Annotated in this window: 13 protein-coding genes and 1 pseudogene; 9 read left to right on the top strand and 5 right to left on the bottom strand. The window is 59.5% G+C overall.

All coding sequences use genetic code 11. The features are described 5' to 3' along the window. Positions 1-56: 56 nt before the first annotated feature. Entirely contained in the window at positions 57-305 is a 249-nt protein-coding gene (locus OUO20_RS09845; protein WP_003804966.1) for a WhiB family transcriptional regulator, read from the bottom strand. A gap of 345 nt (positions 306-650) precedes the next feature. Here OUO20_RS09845 and OUO20_RS09840 point away from each other — a divergent pair, with 345 nt between their 5' ends. Continuing rightward, a complete protein-coding gene (locus tag OUO20_RS09840; RefSeq protein WP_442781121.1) occupies positions 651-1,022 on the top strand; it encodes a hypothetical protein in 372 nt (123 codons plus the stop codon). 61 nt (positions 1,023-1,083) lie between these two features. Here the strand turns inward: OUO20_RS09840 and OUO20_RS09835 are convergent, their stop codons facing one another. Together OUO20_RS09835 and OUO20_RS09830 are read right to left on the bottom strand one after the other, a co-directional pair. After that, positions 1,084-1,395 carry a hypothetical protein gene (locus OUO20_RS09835; protein ID WP_268003309.1) on the bottom strand — a complete coding sequence of 104 codons (312 nt, stop codon included), beginning with the start codon at positions 1,393-1,395 and terminating at the stop codon, positions 1,084-1,086. A 514-nt stretch (positions 1,396-1,909) separates the two neighbouring features. Continuing rightward, positions 1,910-5,167: an FtsK/SpoIIIE domain-containing protein gene (locus OUO20_RS09830; protein WP_268003308.1), complete on the bottom strand. Its 3,258-nt coding sequence runs from the start codon at positions 5,165-5,167 to the stop codon at positions 1,910-1,912. A 242-nt stretch (positions 5,168-5,409) separates the two neighbouring features. Between OUO20_RS09830 and glf the strand changes: the two genes are divergently transcribed. The 6 genes and pseudogenes from glf to OUO20_RS09800 all read left to right on the top strand — a co-directional run bounded on the left by glf (position 5,410) and on the right by OUO20_RS09800 (position 12,342). Further along, a complete protein-coding gene (glf, locus tag OUO20_RS09825; protein ID WP_018768498.1) occupies positions 5,410-6,597 on the top strand; it encodes a UDP-galactopyranose mutase in 1,188 nt (395 codons plus the stop codon). Further along, positions 6,594-8,618 carry a glycosyltransferase gene (locus OUO20_RS09820; protein WP_223992095.1) on the top strand — a complete coding sequence of 675 codons (2,025 nt, stop codon included), beginning with the start codon at positions 6,594-6,596 and terminating at the stop codon, positions 8,616-8,618. The genes glf and OUO20_RS09820 overlap by 4 nt, the downstream gene beginning before the upstream one ends. Continuing rightward, positions 8,615-9,495, top strand: a pseudogene (locus OUO20_RS09815) (ABC transporter permease). Before OUO20_RS09820 ends, OUO20_RS09815 begins: the two are co-directional and overlap by 4 nt. Beyond that, entirely contained in the window at positions 9,496-10,221 is a 726-nt protein-coding gene (locus tag OUO20_RS09810) for an ABC transporter ATP-binding protein (protein WP_144599941.1), read from the top strand. 181 nt (positions 10,222-10,402) lie between these two features. Continuing rightward, positions 10,403-11,842, top strand: a complete 1,440-nt coding sequence (locus OUO20_RS09805; protein WP_326498093.1) for a DUF6541 family protein — start codon at positions 10,403-10,405, stop codon at positions 11,840-11,842. Between the two features lie 11 nt (positions 11,843-11,853). After that, positions 11,854-12,342 (top strand): DUF6541 family protein, encoded by a 489-nt coding sequence (locus OUO20_RS09800; protein ID WP_268003306.1) that lies wholly within the window; start codon positions 11,854-11,856, stop codon positions 12,340-12,342. Here the strand turns inward: OUO20_RS09800 and OUO20_RS21690 are convergent. Together OUO20_RS21690 and OUO20_RS09795 are read right to left on the bottom strand one after the other, a co-directional pair. Beyond that, positions 12,312-12,584 carry an integrase core domain-containing protein gene (locus OUO20_RS21690; RefSeq protein WP_442781135.1) on the bottom strand — a complete coding sequence of 91 codons (273 nt, stop codon included), beginning with the start codon at positions 12,582-12,584 and terminating at the stop codon, positions 12,312-12,314. The genes OUO20_RS09800 and OUO20_RS21690 overlap by 31 nt on opposite strands. 1,505 nt (positions 12,585-14,089) lie before the next feature. Then, positions 14,090-15,316, bottom strand: a complete 1,227-nt coding sequence (locus tag OUO20_RS09795; RefSeq protein WP_268003305.1) for a hypothetical protein — start codon at positions 15,314-15,316, stop codon at positions 14,090-14,092. Between the two features lie 585 nt (positions 15,317-15,901). Here OUO20_RS09795 and OUO20_RS09790 point away from each other — a divergent pair. Together OUO20_RS09790 and OUO20_RS09785 are read left to right on the top strand one after the other, a co-directional pair. Next, positions 15,902-16,810: a glycosyltransferase gene (locus tag OUO20_RS09790; protein ID WP_268003304.1), complete on the top strand. Its 909-nt coding sequence runs from the start codon at positions 15,902-15,904 to the stop codon at positions 16,808-16,810. 33 nt (positions 16,811-16,843) lie between these two features. Further along, positions 16,844-17,827: a glycosyltransferase gene (locus tag OUO20_RS09785; protein ID WP_268003303.1), complete on the top strand. Its 984-nt coding sequence runs from the start codon at positions 16,844-16,846 to the stop codon at positions 17,825-17,827. Positions 17,828-17,836: the final 9 nt, after the last annotated feature.

Genomic DNA, 17,836 nt, shown 5'->3' with positions numbered 1-17,836 from the left:
CCTCTATTCTGCGGTTGCTAGGTCCGATGCTGACCGGCCTGCGGTGCCGTGCCTTCCTAGGAGGCGCGACGTGCGCGGGCGGCGCGCCGTTTAAGCGCGCGGCGCTCGTCTTCGCTCATGCCGCCCCATACGCCGGCGTCCTGGCCGGACTCGAGGGCCCACTGCAGGCAGGTGTCTACGACAGGGCACCGGCGGCAGACGCTCTTGGCTTCCTCGATCTGCAGGAGGGCAGGTCCTGTGTTCCCAACGGGGAAAAACAGTTCCGGGTCCTTGTCAAGGCACGCTGCGCGGTTACGCCAATCCATGCTGATCAGTTGCTCCATTTCTGGGAAATGCCTTTGTGAAATTATTCACTAGTGGCTACAAAGGAAAGGGGCCCTCAGGGCCCCCTTGGTCATCTGCATCAAGCCTGTCATGTTAACGCTGTGTAAACAAGGGGTAAGAACGCTTGATATCCGCTGAAACCTGAGCGATGCATCACAGTGTCGGCTCCCGCCCTCACCAGTGTCCGACTATGTCCGGTAGGGTGCCAGTGTGTCAAGACCCCCGGTAAACCCAGCAGGCGCCCCCCTTCTCCTGATGAGCCCCGTGACGGTGCTGACCCTTCGGCCGGCGATCGTCCGGCAACCGTGCCGGCCGCGGCCAAGGTGGTGGCCATTGTGACTGCTGCAGAGGCGACGGCTTTGCTGGCAGCCGCCGGGTGGTACGCCTACGAGATGCTCAGCGGGAGCCCCGTGCTGTCCTTCTGGGGTGCCGTCTTCACCTTGGGGCTCCTGCTTGCTTTCTCCGCGTGGCTGTTTGCCGTGTCCGTCTTTTTGTACAGGGGCTATCGCTGGACCCGGGCGGCCGCATTGGTGGCCCAACTGTTCGTCCTGACCATAGGCGTACCTGCCATAACCAGCGGCCTGGTCCTTGCCGGGTTGGCGATGCTGGTACCCGCTGTTATCGCCATCGTCCTCCTTTTCTCCAACAACGTGATCAACCATGCCTCCCGAACCGGAAGTGCTCCGCCCACACTTTGACCTGCAGCGCGGGCCCTGGCCGCCCCTCCGCGGGACGGCGTTCGACGGGCAACCGGCATGCTCAGCCTGTCGCGCCCGCCCAGGCCACCTGAACGGGGCAGGACCGCCCGCCGGAGATGAGGACGCCACGCCCCGGCGGAGCGTTGGACTCAACTTCGAACCTGATCCCAAACAAGTCGCCATCCGCCAGCGAACGTGGCCCCAGCAGAAGTCCGGCGCCGGCGCCCCTTGCGTTCATGACCAGCGGAACGCGTTGGAAAAGCAGTGGGCTGAAGGCAGCAGTGACCATCAGGGAGTGGCCCAAAGCGGCCAGCCGCTCCAAAGCCCTCAATGCCGGAAGGGCCAGCAGATCAACGTCGTCAACCAGCAGCACGGTCTCCCGCGAAAGCCCCCGCTCTCCGCCTGCATAAGCACGTCCCGCCAAAAATCTTCTGCGCCTTCTGCCGGTACCGGACACGTGCACCACTGCTGCCCCGGGTTGAGTGCTGCCAGCGCGAGCAGGGTATTGCTTTTGCCGCTTCCCGGGTTGCCAAGAATGGCGGTGACTCCGCTGCCAGGCATCCGCAAGGACGCCGGAGCGGGTTCGTCTCCGGCTACGCCCAGGATGACGTTGCGTGACCGGCGGGGCGGTTCCGATAGTTCGGAGCAGTGCGTACCGCCAGGCGGGTCCTGGTCTGGGGACCGCAGGGCTCGCTGGGGTGTCCCCGCCGCCGACATGACCGCTGCGACCTGCCGGACCGTGATTTTCGCGGGGAGGGGTTCAATGCGGAATGGAGTCGATGCGGCTGGCGGATATCCGGCGCCTCTCCGGCCTGTGCCAGCCTGCAGATCGGGGGTGCGGTAGAACTGGCAGGCAACGGGGTTGCCGCCCGAGACAGGGCCGAAGGCTACAGCCCTGCCCTTGACGGCCGGAACGGCAGGCATCCGCGGCCACAGGGCGCGGTTCTCCCCGGTGGAGCAGGCTGGAAAAAGAAACGATTGGGAAGCGCACCAAAGAACCTGGCGGTGACAAGCTCCCGCTCCCCATGGACCAGGAGCGTTATCCCTGCCCTGGCGCCGTCGCGCACGAGGTCCAGAACCAGATCTTCCGCCCAGGCCAGCGGTCCGGACCGGAATGCCGAAACCCAGGATCCCCAGCCGATGATGACGAGGACGAGAGGTACCGGATTGGAGGCGGGTTGACTCAACCGCTGCCCCAGTTCACGGACGAGCCGCTCCAGGATGCGCACTCCACGCCGCAGATCGTGCAAGGCGGCGTGGGCGCCCACCCGTGCTTCACCTGCCAGCGGGCAAAGACTCCCGTCCGCGTCCAGGACATAGAAATGGGCTCCATCAGGACTGGCCATTAGTTCATGGACAGTCAATTCCAGTGCCGATCCGGCCCCGGAAGTTGGACTGCCAATGAAGGCTGCGTGACCGTGCTTGGCATGGCTCCAAAGAAGGGGCTGAAGTTCTTGTTGCTCGGGAACATCCATCAGGCCGAGGCAGATCTGGCCCGCCACAGGGACGGGTTCCAGGGCCAGTGAGTCAGCGGTTCCCGAATCCGAGGATGGCGCGTTCGGGTCGGGCTTTTCCAGTTCAGTCGGCAGTGGAGGTGCGACAGGCCTTCTCGGTGCTGGTTTCTGCTGGGCAGCGCACAGGCTCCTCACCAAGGCTGCCAGCGGTTCCACTGCCTGTGCGGGGGTGGGTGCAGGGGCTCGTCTGTCGCCTGGTTCGGCTGCCTGGCAGGCGAGATAGTCCATTGTCCGCTGGACAGACACGGCACTTGCCTGTTTGCGATCGGAGACTGACGACAGGGACGCGGCCTGGAACTCCTCGGCCGGCTCCGTTCCGCGCGCCAGGAAGGCGCGGCCGGGGGTATTAACACTGATGGCCGAAGCGTCCCTGGAATTGACGATGTCGACAGATTCCATGTCGGACTGCACGCGAAGTGCAATGTTCGAGGTGACGTTTGCACGGATGTCAGCTGTCAACGCTCCCTGCGGCCTCTGAGTGGCCATGATCAAGTGGATGCCCAGTGACCGTCCGATCGATGCTATCCGCAGCAGCTCACGAAGCACTTCCGGCGCGTCGTCAACCAGCATCCTGAACTCATCGATGACGATGACGAGGTGGGGGAGCACAAAATCCTTGGCCGCCGGTGCGGAGCGGTACGTGGAGACGTCAGGGACGCGGGCCGCGGCGAGGCAGCTCTCCCGCAGCCTCACTTCGGCGCGAAGCGATGTCAGTGTCCGCTCCATCTCGGAATCGGAAAGATCCGTCTGCAGTCCCACGCAATGAAAGAGCCCGCTGAGCGGACCAAGACCTGAACCGCCCTTGAAATCGATGAAGAAGAAGTTGACCCGGTCCGGCGGATAGGACAAGGCCAGCGCCAGGGCCATGCTCCGGAGCAGTTCCGACTTCCCTGAGCCTGTGGTGCCTGCCACCACGAGGTGCGGACCGTCGGCCAGGAGGTCGAAGGTCTTCGTTCCCGACCTGCAAACGCCCAAGGGTACGGGCAATCCGATGTTTCGGGCGCTGCAGTCCCATCTGCTTGCGGTAGCCGCGAGCGTCAGTGGCAGGACTTCGTCAAGGCTGCAGGAAGCGGGAACGGTCTTGGCCTGTTCCTTGTCACCAATCAGGGCACCGGCGAGGTGCCGGCAGAAAGCGGTAAAGACTTCGTCCGGGACCAGGTCAGGGACAAACACAGTACCGCGGTGGTTCTGCACCACGGTTGATGCGCGCTCGGACAGGAGGACGTCAGGTGCAGGCCAATCGCCGTCTTCAGGCAGGAAGTGAAGAACCTGCCACCCCCGCTGGAGCGCTGCTTCCCGGAGCGACTTTTCCACCACCGCTCCGGAGTTATCCCCCCGGATCAAAAGGACTCCCCGCCCGCAGCCCTGTTGCTCGCTGCCGTCCACTGCATTAAGGGCGGCGGACAGTGTTGCAGTGAGCGTCACTCTGCTGAGATACCGGGCTGCGAGGGGTAGGGCTTCCGGCAGCCCGTGGACGACGACATTCATCGTGCCCGTGCGCGGGTATGCCGCAAGTTGCATGAGAAGGGAGCGGAGGGTGCCATCGGTGGCAAAGCGCGGGCCGCCCAGGGTGGTGAGCGGGACGTCCGGGTCCAGAACGACGGGGACGATTCCTGCCCGTGGGATGGTCGCGGCAGCACCGGGCGGTTCGATCCTGACATTGTCCGGCTGTTCTGCCTGTCCCAGCCGCAGCCACACCCCGTCGCCGGGGGAATCCGGGCTGGACGTCCCTTCAGTCCGCCGGGCCGCAAGAGCAACGATGGACAGGGAAGGGGCGCACCGTCGTCGGCGTTCCCTGTCATCTTCAACAGCCGACTTCAGGGCCGCGGACAGGTCCCGCCTGTGCCGCCGTCCGCTGACCGCGGGCACCAGGACCGAAAACACCGAAACCGCGGAAAAGGCCAGAAACATCCACATGCCGGTGAGAAAGGCCAGCAGTACCCCAAGTGCCAGTGGGAGAATCGCGGTCAGAAGGAGTGCCGCGCGGTTTCCTGGATCAGGGCGGCCGGACACCACGATAGGTTCCGCCACCGACTTTCCTGCTTCCGAGAGGACTCTATGGGGCACATCTGCAAACACCAGCGATAGGTTCGATTGACCGCACCTGATGGTTGAGTCCGTTGAGATAACCGTGTTCCGTATCCTTTGGCCGTCGACATATGTCCCGTTGGCGCTGTCCAGGTCAACCAATATGATCTCCGTGTCAGTGACCACCACACTGGCATGTTCACGGGACAACTCCGGGTCCGGGATGACAATCCGTGTGCCGCTTCGACCGATGGTGTAGGTGCCACGCCGTAATGGCACAACGGTTCCCGCTGCTGCTCCGCTGTCGATGGCGAGGACCAGGGGAGGGACGGCATCGGCAATTGGCGGGCGCCGTGGCCGCCTGCTCGAAGGTGGGGTGCCGCCGTCGACAAGGATTGCCGCCTCTACGAGCGGCGGCACGCCGAGGACCAGGGAACGCAGATCCTGCCCGTCCACTCTGACTGAGCCCGCACCGTACTTCCGGACCAACTGTTCGTGAATGACGTACCCTGCCGTGCCGGCCGGTGCATCAATGGACAGTTCCACGGGTGGCTGGGGACGCGGTGATCCCGGTCCGCCCACCAGAGTGCAATTAAGCGTCATGGGTAGTTGGTCCCTCGTGCATGCACCCACGCTAGCCACCGGGCTCAGTGCGGGGCATTGGCTTCTGCGCCTATGTGGATAACCTGCACTGGGATAACGGGGTCCTTCGCCTGCCCATCGGGACTCCGTGTGCCGGGTCACAGCGGGAATGCTGATTCGACGGGCCCTGCAGTCACTCGGGTAGGCTAGAGCAGCAGACACTGCGCACCATTGCGCTGCCCGCATTCGAACCAGGAGATTTTGTGACCGCTGACCTCGTCATCGTAGGGTCCGGCTTTTTTGGCCTGACAATCGCAGAACAGGCCGCCACTGAGCTCGGCCTGAAGGTCGTTGTCATCGACCGCCGCCACCACATCGGCGGAAACGCGTACAGCGAAAAGGAAGAGCAGACCGGGATCGAGATCCACCGGTACGGCGCCCACCTCTTCCATACCTCGAACGAGCGGGTGTGGGAGTACGTCAACCGGTTCACCACCTTCACTGACTATGTGCACAAGGTCTATGGCGTCCACAAGGGCGAGGTCTATTCGCTTCCCATCAACCTGGCCACCATCAACCAGTTCTTCCGGGCCAATCTCACCCCCGGCCAGGCCCGCGACCTCATCCAGGAACAGGCAGGGGAACTGGCGGGAACTGACCCCCAGAACCTGAACGACAAGGGCATCCAGCTGATCGGCCGCCCCTTGTACGAGGCCTTCATCAAGCACTACACCGGCAAGCAGTGGCAGACAGATCCCAAGGACCTGCCGGCCGGTATCATTTCCCGGCTGCCTGTGCGCTACAACTATGACAACCGGTACTTCAATGACAAGTACGAGGGCCTGCCGACCAACGGCTACACCGCCTGGATCGAAAAGATGGCAGAGCACCCCAACATCGAGGTGCGGCTCAATACCGACTTCTTCGACGAGTCCCACGAGTACAGCAAGAACAAGGTCGTGGGCAACATTCCTGTCGTCTACACCGGCCCGGTGGATCGGTACTTCGACTATGCCGAGGGCGACCTGTCCTGGCGCACCATCGACTTCGAGGAAGAAGTCCTTGAGATGGGCGACTTCCAGGGCACGTCGGTTGTGAACTACAACGACGCAGACGTCCCCTACACCCGCATCATCGAACCGCGCCACTTCCACCCGGAGCGCGACTACCAGACCGAAAAGACGGTCATCATGCGCGAATTCTCGCGCTTTGCCGAAAAGGGCGATGAGCCTTACTACCCGGTCAACACCTCCGCGGACAGGGAACGCCTCCTGAAGTACCGAGACCTCGCTGCGGCCGAAAAGGACGTATTGTTCGGCGGCAGGCTGGGCACCTACAAGTACCTCGACATGCACATGGCCATCGGCGCCGCTCTCAGCATGTTTGACAACAAGATCCGGCCGCACTTCGAAAGCGGCGTACAGCTTGAAAGCGGGGGAGTCGACGCATGAGCGTCCCTACCGACAACAAGACGAAGAACACCGTGAGGGCTGACGCTGTTAAGGACCGGGGAGCGTGGCAGACGCTTCAGCGTGTGATCCTGCCCAGTGCCAGCCAGATGGACACGGTGCCCCTCTATATGGACATGGGCACCGCGACGGGCATTCAGTTGCCCACCGCCGGCGACCGCGACGGTAAGACCGCGAAGCCCCGGACCATCAGCAGCCCCACCAAAGAAGCGCACGTTGAAGACTTCCTTTCGCGGCACTCAACGTCTGTCCGTTCCGGCGAACGGGTGTCTTTCGGCACCTACTTCAACGCTTTCCCCGCCAGCTACTGGCGTCGGTGGACGACAGTAGACAAGATCCGGCTCCAGGTCCGGACACAGGGCGCCGGCTCGGTTATCGTCTACAAGTCGAACGCCCGCGGTTCCCTGCAGCGGGTGGACACCCGCCGGGTTGAAGGCAACGCGGAGAGCACGTTTGAACTTTCACTGGCGCCCTTCGGCGACGGCGGGTGGTACTGGTTCGACCTGCTGGCCGGAACCGAGCCCTTGATCATGCTCGACGCGGAATGGCAGGGTCCGGCGGTCGAAACAACGCCGGGGTCCGTCACGCTCCAGATCACCACCCTGAACAAAACGGATTTCTGCCTCAACAACCTGCGGCTCCTTGCCGACAGCGAAGAAGCGCTGGCCCACGTGCAGGAAATCCTGATTGTTGACCAGGGCACACAGAAACTCTCCGACGCTGAGGGGTTCGACGACGTCAAGCGTTCCCTCAGGGGCAAGCTCCGCATCATCAATCAGTCCAACCTGGGCGGTTCGGGCGGGTTTGCGCGGGGCATGTTCGAGGCTGTCGAGAACGGCAGCGACTACGCCCTGTTGATGGACGATGACGTCGTTGTTGAGCCTGAGAGCATCATTCGCCTTCTGACGTTCGCGGACCGGTGCAAAACTCCGACCCTCGTCGGAGGGCACATGTTCGACCTCTACAACCGGACGGTCCTGCACACCTTCGGCGAAGTGGTAAACCCTTACCGGTTCCAGCCTTCGCTACCCAGCGAGGACATGATCCTGGGCCACGACTTCCTGTCGTCCAACCTTCGCCAAACCCCGTGGCTGCATCGGCGTTGCGACGTCGATTACAACGGCTGGTGGATGTGCCTGATCCCCACCCAGGTAATCCGGGAGATCGGACTCTCACTCCCGCTGTTCATCAAGTGGGACGATTCCGAATATGGGCTGCGGGCCAAGGCGGCCGGATACCCCACGGTGTCGTTACCGGGCTCAGCTGTCTGGCACGTGTCCTGGATTGATAAGGACGACCTCGTTGGCTGGCAGGCCTACTTCCACGCCCGCAACAGGGTGGTGGCCGCCCTCCTTCACAGTCCCTACGAGTTCGGCGGCAGGGTCATCAAGGAGTCGCAATACGCTGACATCAAGCATTTGGTGTCCATGCAGTACGCCACCGCCCAGGGCCGGCAATGGGCCCTGGAAGATGTGCTGAAGGGGCCGGAAGCCTTGCCAGGGCTGTTGTCAGCGAAACTGCCGCAGATCCGCGAGATGATGTCCGCGCATTCGGATGCTGTCTTCCGTCCTAATCCGGAAGACTTCCCGGCCCCCAAGATGGATAAGCCTCCCCGCCGGGGCCACGGTCCCTCGAAGCCGGGAAAGCTGACACTTCTGCCCTGGGCTGCCAAGACCGTCGTTCGGCAATTGGCGAGCCCTGTCCATGGCACCAGCGCAGAGCGCCCGCAGACAACTATCGCCCACCAAGACAACCGGTGGTGGCGCATGGCGCAGTACGACAGCGCTGTAGTGTCCAACGCTGAAGGCACCGGAGCCTCCTGGTACCGCCGGGATCCCAAGGAACTGAGGAAGATGCTGGCCGAAAGTGCCCGTCTTCACTCTGCCCTCCTCAAGGACTGGCCGGCCCTAAGCAGGAAGTACAAAGCAGCAGTCTCGGACCTCACCTCCATGGAGTCCTGGAGGAAGACGTTCGAACAACATACCCAGAACGAGATCAAGTGAGCGCAATCGCATCCGGTGAGTTGACCACTCCCGGACTGGGGGTGGCCTGCGGGACATCAGGCAGTCAGGCTTCCTTCTTAAGCTGCTGGTACGGAAAGAACTCAAAGTGCGCTACCGAGGGTCGGTCTTGGGCCTGCTCTGGTCGTATGTGAAGCCCGGCGTGCAGTTCATCGTCTTCTATGTGGCCCTGGGAGTCTTTCTCGGACTGGAACGAAGCTCACGGAATCCGGAGGGGCTGACAAACTATGCGGTCTACCTGTTTTCCGGAATTGTCCTGATCAACTTCTTCTCAGAGGCCCTGGGCAATGCGGCCAGGTCCATCGTCAATAACGGAAACCTCATCAAGAAGATCTATCTTCCGCGCGAGCTCTTTCCTGTGGCGTCAGTGTGGGTTTCTGCTGTGCACTTCTTCCCGCAGCTGGTGGTGCTCATCGTCGGTTGCCTATTCGCCGGTTGGCATCCCAACGTGTTTCAATTGCTCGCTGCGGTGGCCGGCTTTGCTATCGTTGCCCTCCTTGCGACGGGCCTGGGTCTTCTGTTCGGCGCGGCCAACGTCTACTTCCGTGACTCCGAGAACCTGGTGGACATGCTCCTGATGGTTGCCACCTGGGCATCGCCCGTCATGTATGCATGGTCCATGGTGCAGGAGAAGCTGGGAGCAGGATGGTTCGCCGTCTACCAAGCGAACCCGATCACGATCGGCGTAGAGCTTTTTCACTACGCGTTTTGGTTCCCGACGACTGACGGTTCCGTCTCCATGCCCCCCAATCTGTTTAGTATTTGGCTGCTGGTTGGGCTGGGTGTTGCCTTGGCGATCCTCGTCTTGGGCCAATTCACTTTCCGCCGCCTTGAGGGCCGTTTCGCGCAGGAGCTCTAAGTGGTCAACGCAATTGAAGTTTCTGACATCAGCAAGCAATTCGTCCTTCGTCATACGCGATCCATCAAGGAAGCCGTCGTTTGGCTCGTGAAAGGGCGCAAAGGGGATCTTTCGGAGAAGTTCCACGCACTAAAGAACGTTTCTCTCAACGTCGAGGCGGGGGAAACTGTGGCGCTGCTGGGCCTGAACGGCTCCGGCAAGTCCACTTTGCTCAAGCACATTTCCGGAGTCATGCTTCCTGATTCAGGAACGGTAAAGACAAGGGGCAGGGTCGCAGGACTGATCGAAGTCGGCGCGGGCTTCCACCCGGACCTCTCCGGACGCGACAACGTGTTCCTTAACGGCGCCATCCTGGGAATGACTGAGCAGCAGATCAAGGACCGGTTCGACGATATCGTCGAGTTTTCCGAGATCGGGCAATTCATCGATACAGAGGTTAAGTTCTATTCCTCCGGCATGTACTTGCGGCTGGCGTTTTCGGTTGCTGTCCACACAGACCCGGAAGTCTTTCTTATTGATGAGATCCTTGCGGTCGGAGACGAACCTTTCCAGCGCAAATGTATTGACAAGATCCAGGAACTGGCCCGGGACGGTAAGACCCTGGTCGTGGTAAGCCATGACCTGGACCTTGTCTCCCGGATTTGTCAGCGGGGTGTTCTCCTCAAACACGGAGAAATGATCTACGACGGCCCGATACGCGAGGCCGTCGGCCTGTTGCGTCATTGAGCCAAGTAACCTTATGTCGCGGTTAGCATCCTAACCGGCCGCGATGTTTCAACGGGCAGCAGCGGCATGCAGAATACCCGCGCTCCAGTAGCCGTACGGAGGACTCTTGTCTTGGTTTGAAGCAGTACCGCAGTGTGTCCTCGCGGTGGCCCTGCTGACTATCCCCGGTTTCGCCGTCGGCATGGCGGCCCGGCTCGGCGCAGCCCGGGCCGCCGCCACAGCTCCCGGGATAAGCGTTTCAATAATTGCTGTGGCTGCAATCGCAGCACCCTTCGCTGGAATCGCATGGTCGCTCCTGCCGGTAATCGCCGTAACCATTGGGGTGGCTGCCGTAGCTTTTGCGCTGTCCCTCCTGCTCAGGAAGCGGGCCGGCGCGGGCGATGCGAAATTGGAGGACAAACCGGGACACTGGATCGTGGCTTCTGTAGCGGCGGCGGCCGTCGCAGCCGTCCTCATAGGTGGCCGTCTGCTGCGCGCTATAGGATCCCCCGAATCGTTCTCCCAGACGTTCGATAATGTCTTTCATCTGAACGCTATACGGTACATTCTTGACACCGGTTCCGGTTCGTCACTTACTTTGAGCGGAATGACGGGTGGTAGTTCCTACCCTGCTGCCTGGCACGACTTGGTATCCTTGGTCGTCCTCATCGGGGGAGGGGAGATAACCTCCTCCGTAAATGTAATCAATCTTCTGATAGCCGCCTTCGTATGGCCTTTAGGCTGCATTTATCTTTCGCACGCTATCTGGGGGCGACGTCCTGCCGTGAGTTTCGCGGCCGGCGTACTCTCCGCTGCCTTTGGTGCCTTTCCTATCTCTCTGCTGGATTTCGGCGTTCTTTACCCCAATTTCCTTGCGCTCGCGCTTTTGCCCTTGGTGTTTGCTCTAGGCCTCGAGTCAATGGGTTTGTCCGCCATCTCGAACCGATCCAAGCTGTTGAGCCTTCTTCTGCTGCTTGCCGTGCTTCCTGGTATGGCGCTTGCCCACCCGAGTGTCGCCATGGCGTGGCTGGCGCTGATGTTGCCGCCGGCCCTTTACGTCTATGCCCTCGTTTTTGCCAATGCGCTGAAGTTTAGGAGAGGCAGAGCACGCATTCTGGTGGCGACGGTATTCTCCATTGCTTTACTTACCGGCATCGCTTTGATCAAAATGCTGTGGGATGTGGTACGCCCTCCGGCGGAAACCGCCTTTTGGCCGCCGGTAGAGTCTACAGGCCAGGCAATTGGAGAGGTGATCTCCAGCTCAGCTATCGGCCGCCCCGCAGCGTGGGTGATCATGCTTCTGACGCTCATGGGCATTTATTTGACCATCCGGTCTAGCCGGCAGCTGTGGCTACTGGGATCCTATGCCGTCGCAGCATTTCTCTTCGTTGTAGTCAGCTCCTTTCCGGCCGACGACTTCCGGCTCTTTCTCACTGGCATCTGGTACAACGACCCGCCCCGGCTGGCGGCACTCCTACCCGTGGTGACCATCCCGCTCGCGTGCCAAGGCGCCGTCTTTGTGTGGACTCAGCTGACCACCATCCTGGCAAGCTCTACCGGATTGCTGAGGGGTCGTTCTGTTCGAAGCACGGCGCCTGCAAAGGGGGAAGGACATCACAGCCGGAACTACTGGTTGCCCTAGCGGCTACCGCGATGGTCTTTGCTTTGATTGTGGGTACTCAACGCGGCAATGTCGGCCAAGCCGAGGCATCTATGGCTGGATCTTACCGGTTGTCCGAGAATTCGCCGCTGATATCGAGCGACGAAATGGCGCTTATCAAGCGTTTGCCGGGCGAAGTGCCTAAAAACGCCCTTATGGTGGGAAATCCTTGGAATGGAAGTTCCCTTGCGTATGCCTTTGCCGACCGGAAGCTCGTCCAACTTCACATCCTCAGTGCTGTTCCCCAAGGCGCAGCTCCATTGCTCAACGGTCCCACTCCAGCCAAGGGCGACCCCGCTGTATGCCCCACAGTTGAGCGCCTTAAGATCGAGTACATCCTCGACTTCGGGCACCGGGAAGTCCATGGAAGAGACAGCGGCTACAAAGGATTGGACGCCCTGATAGGTGCCGGGCTAGCTACGCTCGAAGACTCACAGGGTGAAGCGAAGCTCTACAAGCTGGATTTATGTCCTGCTGTTTGAGTTAGGGCGGTCTTTGCAGTGCGTCCGTGGTGCCTCGGTGTGCCCAGTCGGTAAGTTGACAGTTGACACCTGCTGGTGGGTGGACTCGCTCCGAGGCTGCGGTGGGCCCGGTGAGTGTTGTAGAAGTTTAGCCACGACTGCAACGCATCGGTCCGGGCCTGGTTTGAGATGCAAGTCTCTCGGTGCTCCCGGCCTTTCTGGAAGGTGCGGTTGAAGCGTTTTGCTTTGCCTTTTGCAGAGATGGCGGCATCTATTCAGGATGTGCTTGGCCCCCAACGCGGCCAGCGCGTCGTGGAAGTCCCGAGCGAGCAGGTAGGCGAAGGCGCTGTCAGTCATTACGCGTGTTACCGGAGCAGGGTTGGCTGTCTGGCGGCTCTTGAGCGGGCGAGGAATCTGGCGCCGGTTGGGCTTTTCTCGTCGGGCAGGACCCGGCGTAGGCGAAGCGGGGGAGCAAGCAACCGCGGCGAGGACGTAGTAAGATCCAGGTCTGCCCGAAGGGCAGTGGGTGGCCCGGCTTTGGGAAAGGTCTGTCTGCTGACCGCCGCTGTCGGGAATACGGTCGACTATCCTCGGCGTGGATGTGAATCATGTGTCCGGGATGTCACGTTCATAGCGGTGGTCCTTGGCAGGAGAAGCTCGGATCCGGGTCGCATAGCCGGGGCATGCCGGCGCGGGCCAGAATCCTACAGACCGTCCGGGCACGGGACACGCAGCGCAAGACGAGGCCGTCGGCCCCTCCCGATACATCACCCGCTTGACAGGAATGTGGCCCGGGTGGCGAGAGGGCACTACTTTGGACGGGAACTCCGGTCCTCAAGGTCTTCCCAGCCGTGGAAGCGGTATCGGCTTGTCCAGTGGTGGGAGCGGGTCCCTTGAGAAGCCCAGTCCCCTGGCCGCGTGGGCGACCGCGCGTCCGGTGACAACACGCTTTCATGATGATGCGTCTACCTGTCGGTGACGGTCGATAGGCGAGCCTTTGTGACGGCGGCGGAGTTCAGCGGTCGATGCAACGGTTTATGGTTCTGTCGCCGGTGAAGTCCGTCTAGCCAGGTGCTCCATTGGACTCTGCCAACCCAGGACTTCGCGGGGGCTGCGATTAATTTCGGCCGCGACCTTGGTGAGGTGTTTGGGGCTGTGGACGTCGAAGTCTGTTCCTGTCGGGAAGTACTGCCGGAGCAGGCCATCACTATTCTCGCCTGAGCCGTGCTGCCAGAGGGTCGCTGGATCACAGAAATGCATCGGAATCAGCGTCTGCCGCGTAAGACTCTGGTGGCAAGCCCTTTCAGTCCCCTGAACCCACGTCAAAGAATGGCTCACGGGAGTGGGCTCATAGAAGGAGCCAGCCGATCGCGCAGATTCCCAGAACCGTGGTTTCCGCCAAGTGTACGGATCTAAGAGGTCCTCAACCATTCATGATAACCACCATTCTGCTCAGTACATCTAGGCTGCTGAGAGTAGGAACGGCCGTCGGTGGATTTCACTTGCGGGATACTGACGCGCTGCCTAGCGGAGAAGTCGAACATAGTGGATGAACTACATTTTCCGGGGCGCATTTTGGGCCGGCGTGGTCAACATCCGTGTCTGCAGCGCTGGCTACACTCAATTTCATAAAATCGTCGCCCGTGTCATCGTGTACGTCTGCAGCACAACCACGCCCCGTGGCTTTTACACGCGGCCCGGCAGCGAGACTTTTGGTTAACCCTGGAACTGGGTTGCGTAAGTCGCACGCCCAAGTCGGTGGCTGGATTTAGGGATAAGAGAGAGCCGTGTTCCTGACGAAGTATCGTCGGAGGGCTCTGCCTTGATACGCGGCAACTAGTATTTCAGAAACCGCGACTGCCCACGCTACTCCGGTGACATCGGTGAACAACGCCGCCAACACAATAGCAGGCGCGCCGCAGACGGCACCGAGAACGGTTGATTGGACAAGGATTCTTCCCTGTCCCACGGACACGAGGCAAGCCAACCCAAGGATCTGGGAAACTGCCACTGACAAAAACATCAATCCCACAGCAGCGCTCAGTGAACTCGGGAAAATAACTAAACCGTTGGACAATATCTCGCTTGCGACCGGACCTAGTAGGAAGATGCCCATTCCGCCAAGAAATCCAAACAAGGGTGCAACCTGAGCACTCCGCACGAGCCTATGCTTTAGGTTTTCGGGACCCCCTTCGGGGATCCAGCCCTGAATGAATTGAAGGAGCGGGGAAAGCGCCAAAACGCCGTAGCGAAAAATTCTATCCGCCATGAGGTAGACCCCCAGCTGCGCGGGCAGGAATAGATTGATCGCCACTAGTGGCAGGTTCACGTATAAGCTTCCGGTCGCGGCTGTGACGACGCCGTGTCTCTGGTGCGCCAACCGGCTAAAGGCTTCCCTTACCCTGAAGTTTGCCGTAATACTTGCCTTCGCAGGTTTAACTATGACCGTGCAGGTAAGGGCCAGAGCAAGAATATTGAAGAGCAATTGTATCGCTACCAGCCAGATGATCTCGCGGGTTAGAGCCAGGACTGCCAGGCCGATCAAAGTCCCACCAAACTGCGGGAGTGCATCGAGGAAAAATAGCCTCTTGGGCTTGGCTTCACCTATGAAGTACCAGTTTCCGCCAAGGAACGGCAGCAAATACGCGATCGAGGCCAGCACAACGAGAGGCACATGTTCAGGTTGCAGGATGATCATGACGGCTGCCATCGCCGGGGCCGCGATCAAATATAGGTAGCCTCGACTAACAAGCGAATCAACGAAGAGCTGGGGTCGAAGTGCCTTGTTCATCGAGGCAACCATCGACGGACCGGTAGTGCCCCAACCGAAGGCAACAAGGATGCCGAACATGATCGACACAGATTGGGCCATTGCCTGAACTGCCCAAAGCTGTGCTCCGGCGATCCCGGTTATCACCGGAATTGACACAAGCCCAACGATCGTTCCGACGCCAACTGTTAGGGAAAAACTTGCAAGACGTGCCAAGGAGGCCATGATCGGTTTCGCTGACAAGATTTCTCGCGTTCCTCGAGTTTGAACAGGCCAAGTACCCAATAATAGTTCACCACGCGGTGGGGCCAGGATTGCCTGATGGGCCACGTGATACTAATCCCACCTTCGGAGGCAGCGCTGTACAGCCCCGATTGGTGGACTCGCGGGATGGAAGCAGAGGGCTGCTGCTTCGCAGAATGTCCGCACATCTCGCCACACTAAGAGGCGCTGAAGCCGCTAGTGCTGTCCAAGGCTCTGTGTCAGCTACATAGGGAAGTCCACATTACGGCTCAACAAAATGGCCGGAAGTCTGCTTCGTGGTACTTGCAGGGGCGGTGAGACGTGCCAGCATCATGGTGCTTGGGTCATGGTCCATTAGAATTGGTTGACGACAGAGCCGTTTGAGCGGGAAAGTTCGGGGCGTTCGGCTTTGCCTGCGGATCGTACTCGGGCTGTCGTGGTGGGCATGAATGCTGCCGAGTATGCAGCCCATCTTTCCGAATATCTCGAGTTTCAGCTCGGATGCTGACAACTGCGGCGGCGGGCGCTGCAAGATAAACAGCTACACGATGAATTGAGGAAATTTTCATGACGCAGGGAGAGGAGAGCGTTCGCGTCGCCGCGATTATAGCGGCGTATAATCCCGATAAGAAGGTCATTGATGTTTTTAGGGCCGTTGTTGGGCAGGTGGATTTGGTTGTTGTCGTAGATGACAGATCAAATGATTCCTCCACAATGCCAGTTTTTGAAGAATTACGGTCTTTGGGTGCAGAAGTAATTCATTCACCAAACAACGCCGGCATAGCCAGAACGCTCAATATAGGTATAAGCAGGTGTGCAGCGATCGGCCGGTTTGACTATTATCTGACCTTGGACCAAGATTCCATACCGGACCAGGATTATGTCAGCAATGCTTTGAAGGCGGACAGGCTTGCGCGTGAGCTGAACATACCAGTGGGGTTCGTAAGTGCTGCGACATATAACAACAGCCCAGTCCTCGGAAACGGAACCTTACTCGGATTCGAGCAGCCCTTCGATCCATGGCAATCGGGAATGTTAATACCCCGCTCGACCTTCAACGCGGTAGGGGGCTTGGATGAGAAGCTCGTTATCGACGCAGTCGACTCTGAATTTACGCTACGAGTGCGGAAGGCCGGCCTTGCAGTTCTTTGCGGCAGTGGGTGCAATATGGCGCACTCTCTGGGACAACAAAGTACGGTTAGTTTTTGGGGAAAGAAGAGGCTCTATACGTACCATTCGCCGGTACGTGTCTATTACATCACTCGAAACAATTTATTAATTTTCTTCCGTTACTTCTTGGCGGACCCAATTTGGGTTGCGCGTAAAAGCTACTACGAGCTGGTCAACCATTCTCGAAGGATTCTTTTTAGTAAAAATAAGAAGGAAATTTTACGGGCCATGCTCTTCGGAGTCCGCGATGCCTCAATGTTTCGAAATGGTATTATTAGGGCCAGCGACATGCAGAAGTTGAGCTAGCCTGTGTTTTTTGGTGGGGTGAAGGGGAATAAATTGAACGATCAGGTTCGGACGGGCTTTGGTGTTGTCGCCCTAGCGGCCTACAAACCTGACTGGAACCTGTTCCGGCGTCAACTGCAATCGATTCGCGATCAATCGCATGATGAGTTCCTATGCTTAATTTCGGCTGACGGTGGCTGTGATGAAATCAAGGCTTTCGTCGATGAAACTGTTATGGGCGACACTCGGTTCCAGGTTATCGGATTTGATGAGCGTTTGGGATTCTATGGAAATTTCGAACGAGTTCTAGAGCATGTGCCGGTGGATGCCACCTGGATTGCTCTATCGGATCAGGACGACTTTTGGTATCCAAAAAAGTTGGACACGTTGATTCCCTATCTTACTCACTATTCACTGGCGACTGGCCAAGCTCGTGTAGTCACCGAGACGGGTGCTGTCCTCGCTGAATCCACTAATCGATGCAACGTCCCGCCAGCGCATCTTCTCGTTGACAATCAGATAACCGGGGGCCTTTCCGTCTTCCGGAGGGAACTACTTGCTACCGTTCTTCCGTTTCCTCGTTTGAGCAATCCATCCGAGAACCACGACCATTGGATTGGGCTTTGCGCGGCCGTCGCTGAAGGGGCTTATATTGCTGACGCATTAGTACAGGACTATGTGCAGCATGGAGGGAACGTTCTGGGTGAGCCGGACCGGAGTTTCAATGTAAAGCGTTCGATCGATAACTTCCGAAGAATGGGTCACAAATTCGAAGGTGCGGGTAATTTGTCATCGCTTTTGCGCGTGATGATGAACATCAAGTTCGGCTGGTCTCGTACCATGGTCCTTGAGCTTCGAGGGAGAGCGCCGCAACGCCTCCAGGCATTGGAGCCGCTCCTGGAAGTTGTGACGCCCAGAAAATACTGGATCAAGAAGCTGGCAGTTCTATGGTCCGCCGTTTCAAGCAAGCACGTCTCGATACCCTCAGCCATAACGTTTGCAGCAGGCGCTGCCGTGGCATCGGTACTTCGGCGATAACCCCGCTGG

This window comes from Arthrobacter sp. FX8 (assembly GCF_026723805.1).
Lineage (GTDB): Bacteria > Actinomycetota > Actinomycetes > Actinomycetales > Micrococcaceae > Arthrobacter.
Note: the sequence above shows the minus strand (reverse complement) of the source record. Positions and strands in the feature narration are given on the sequence as shown.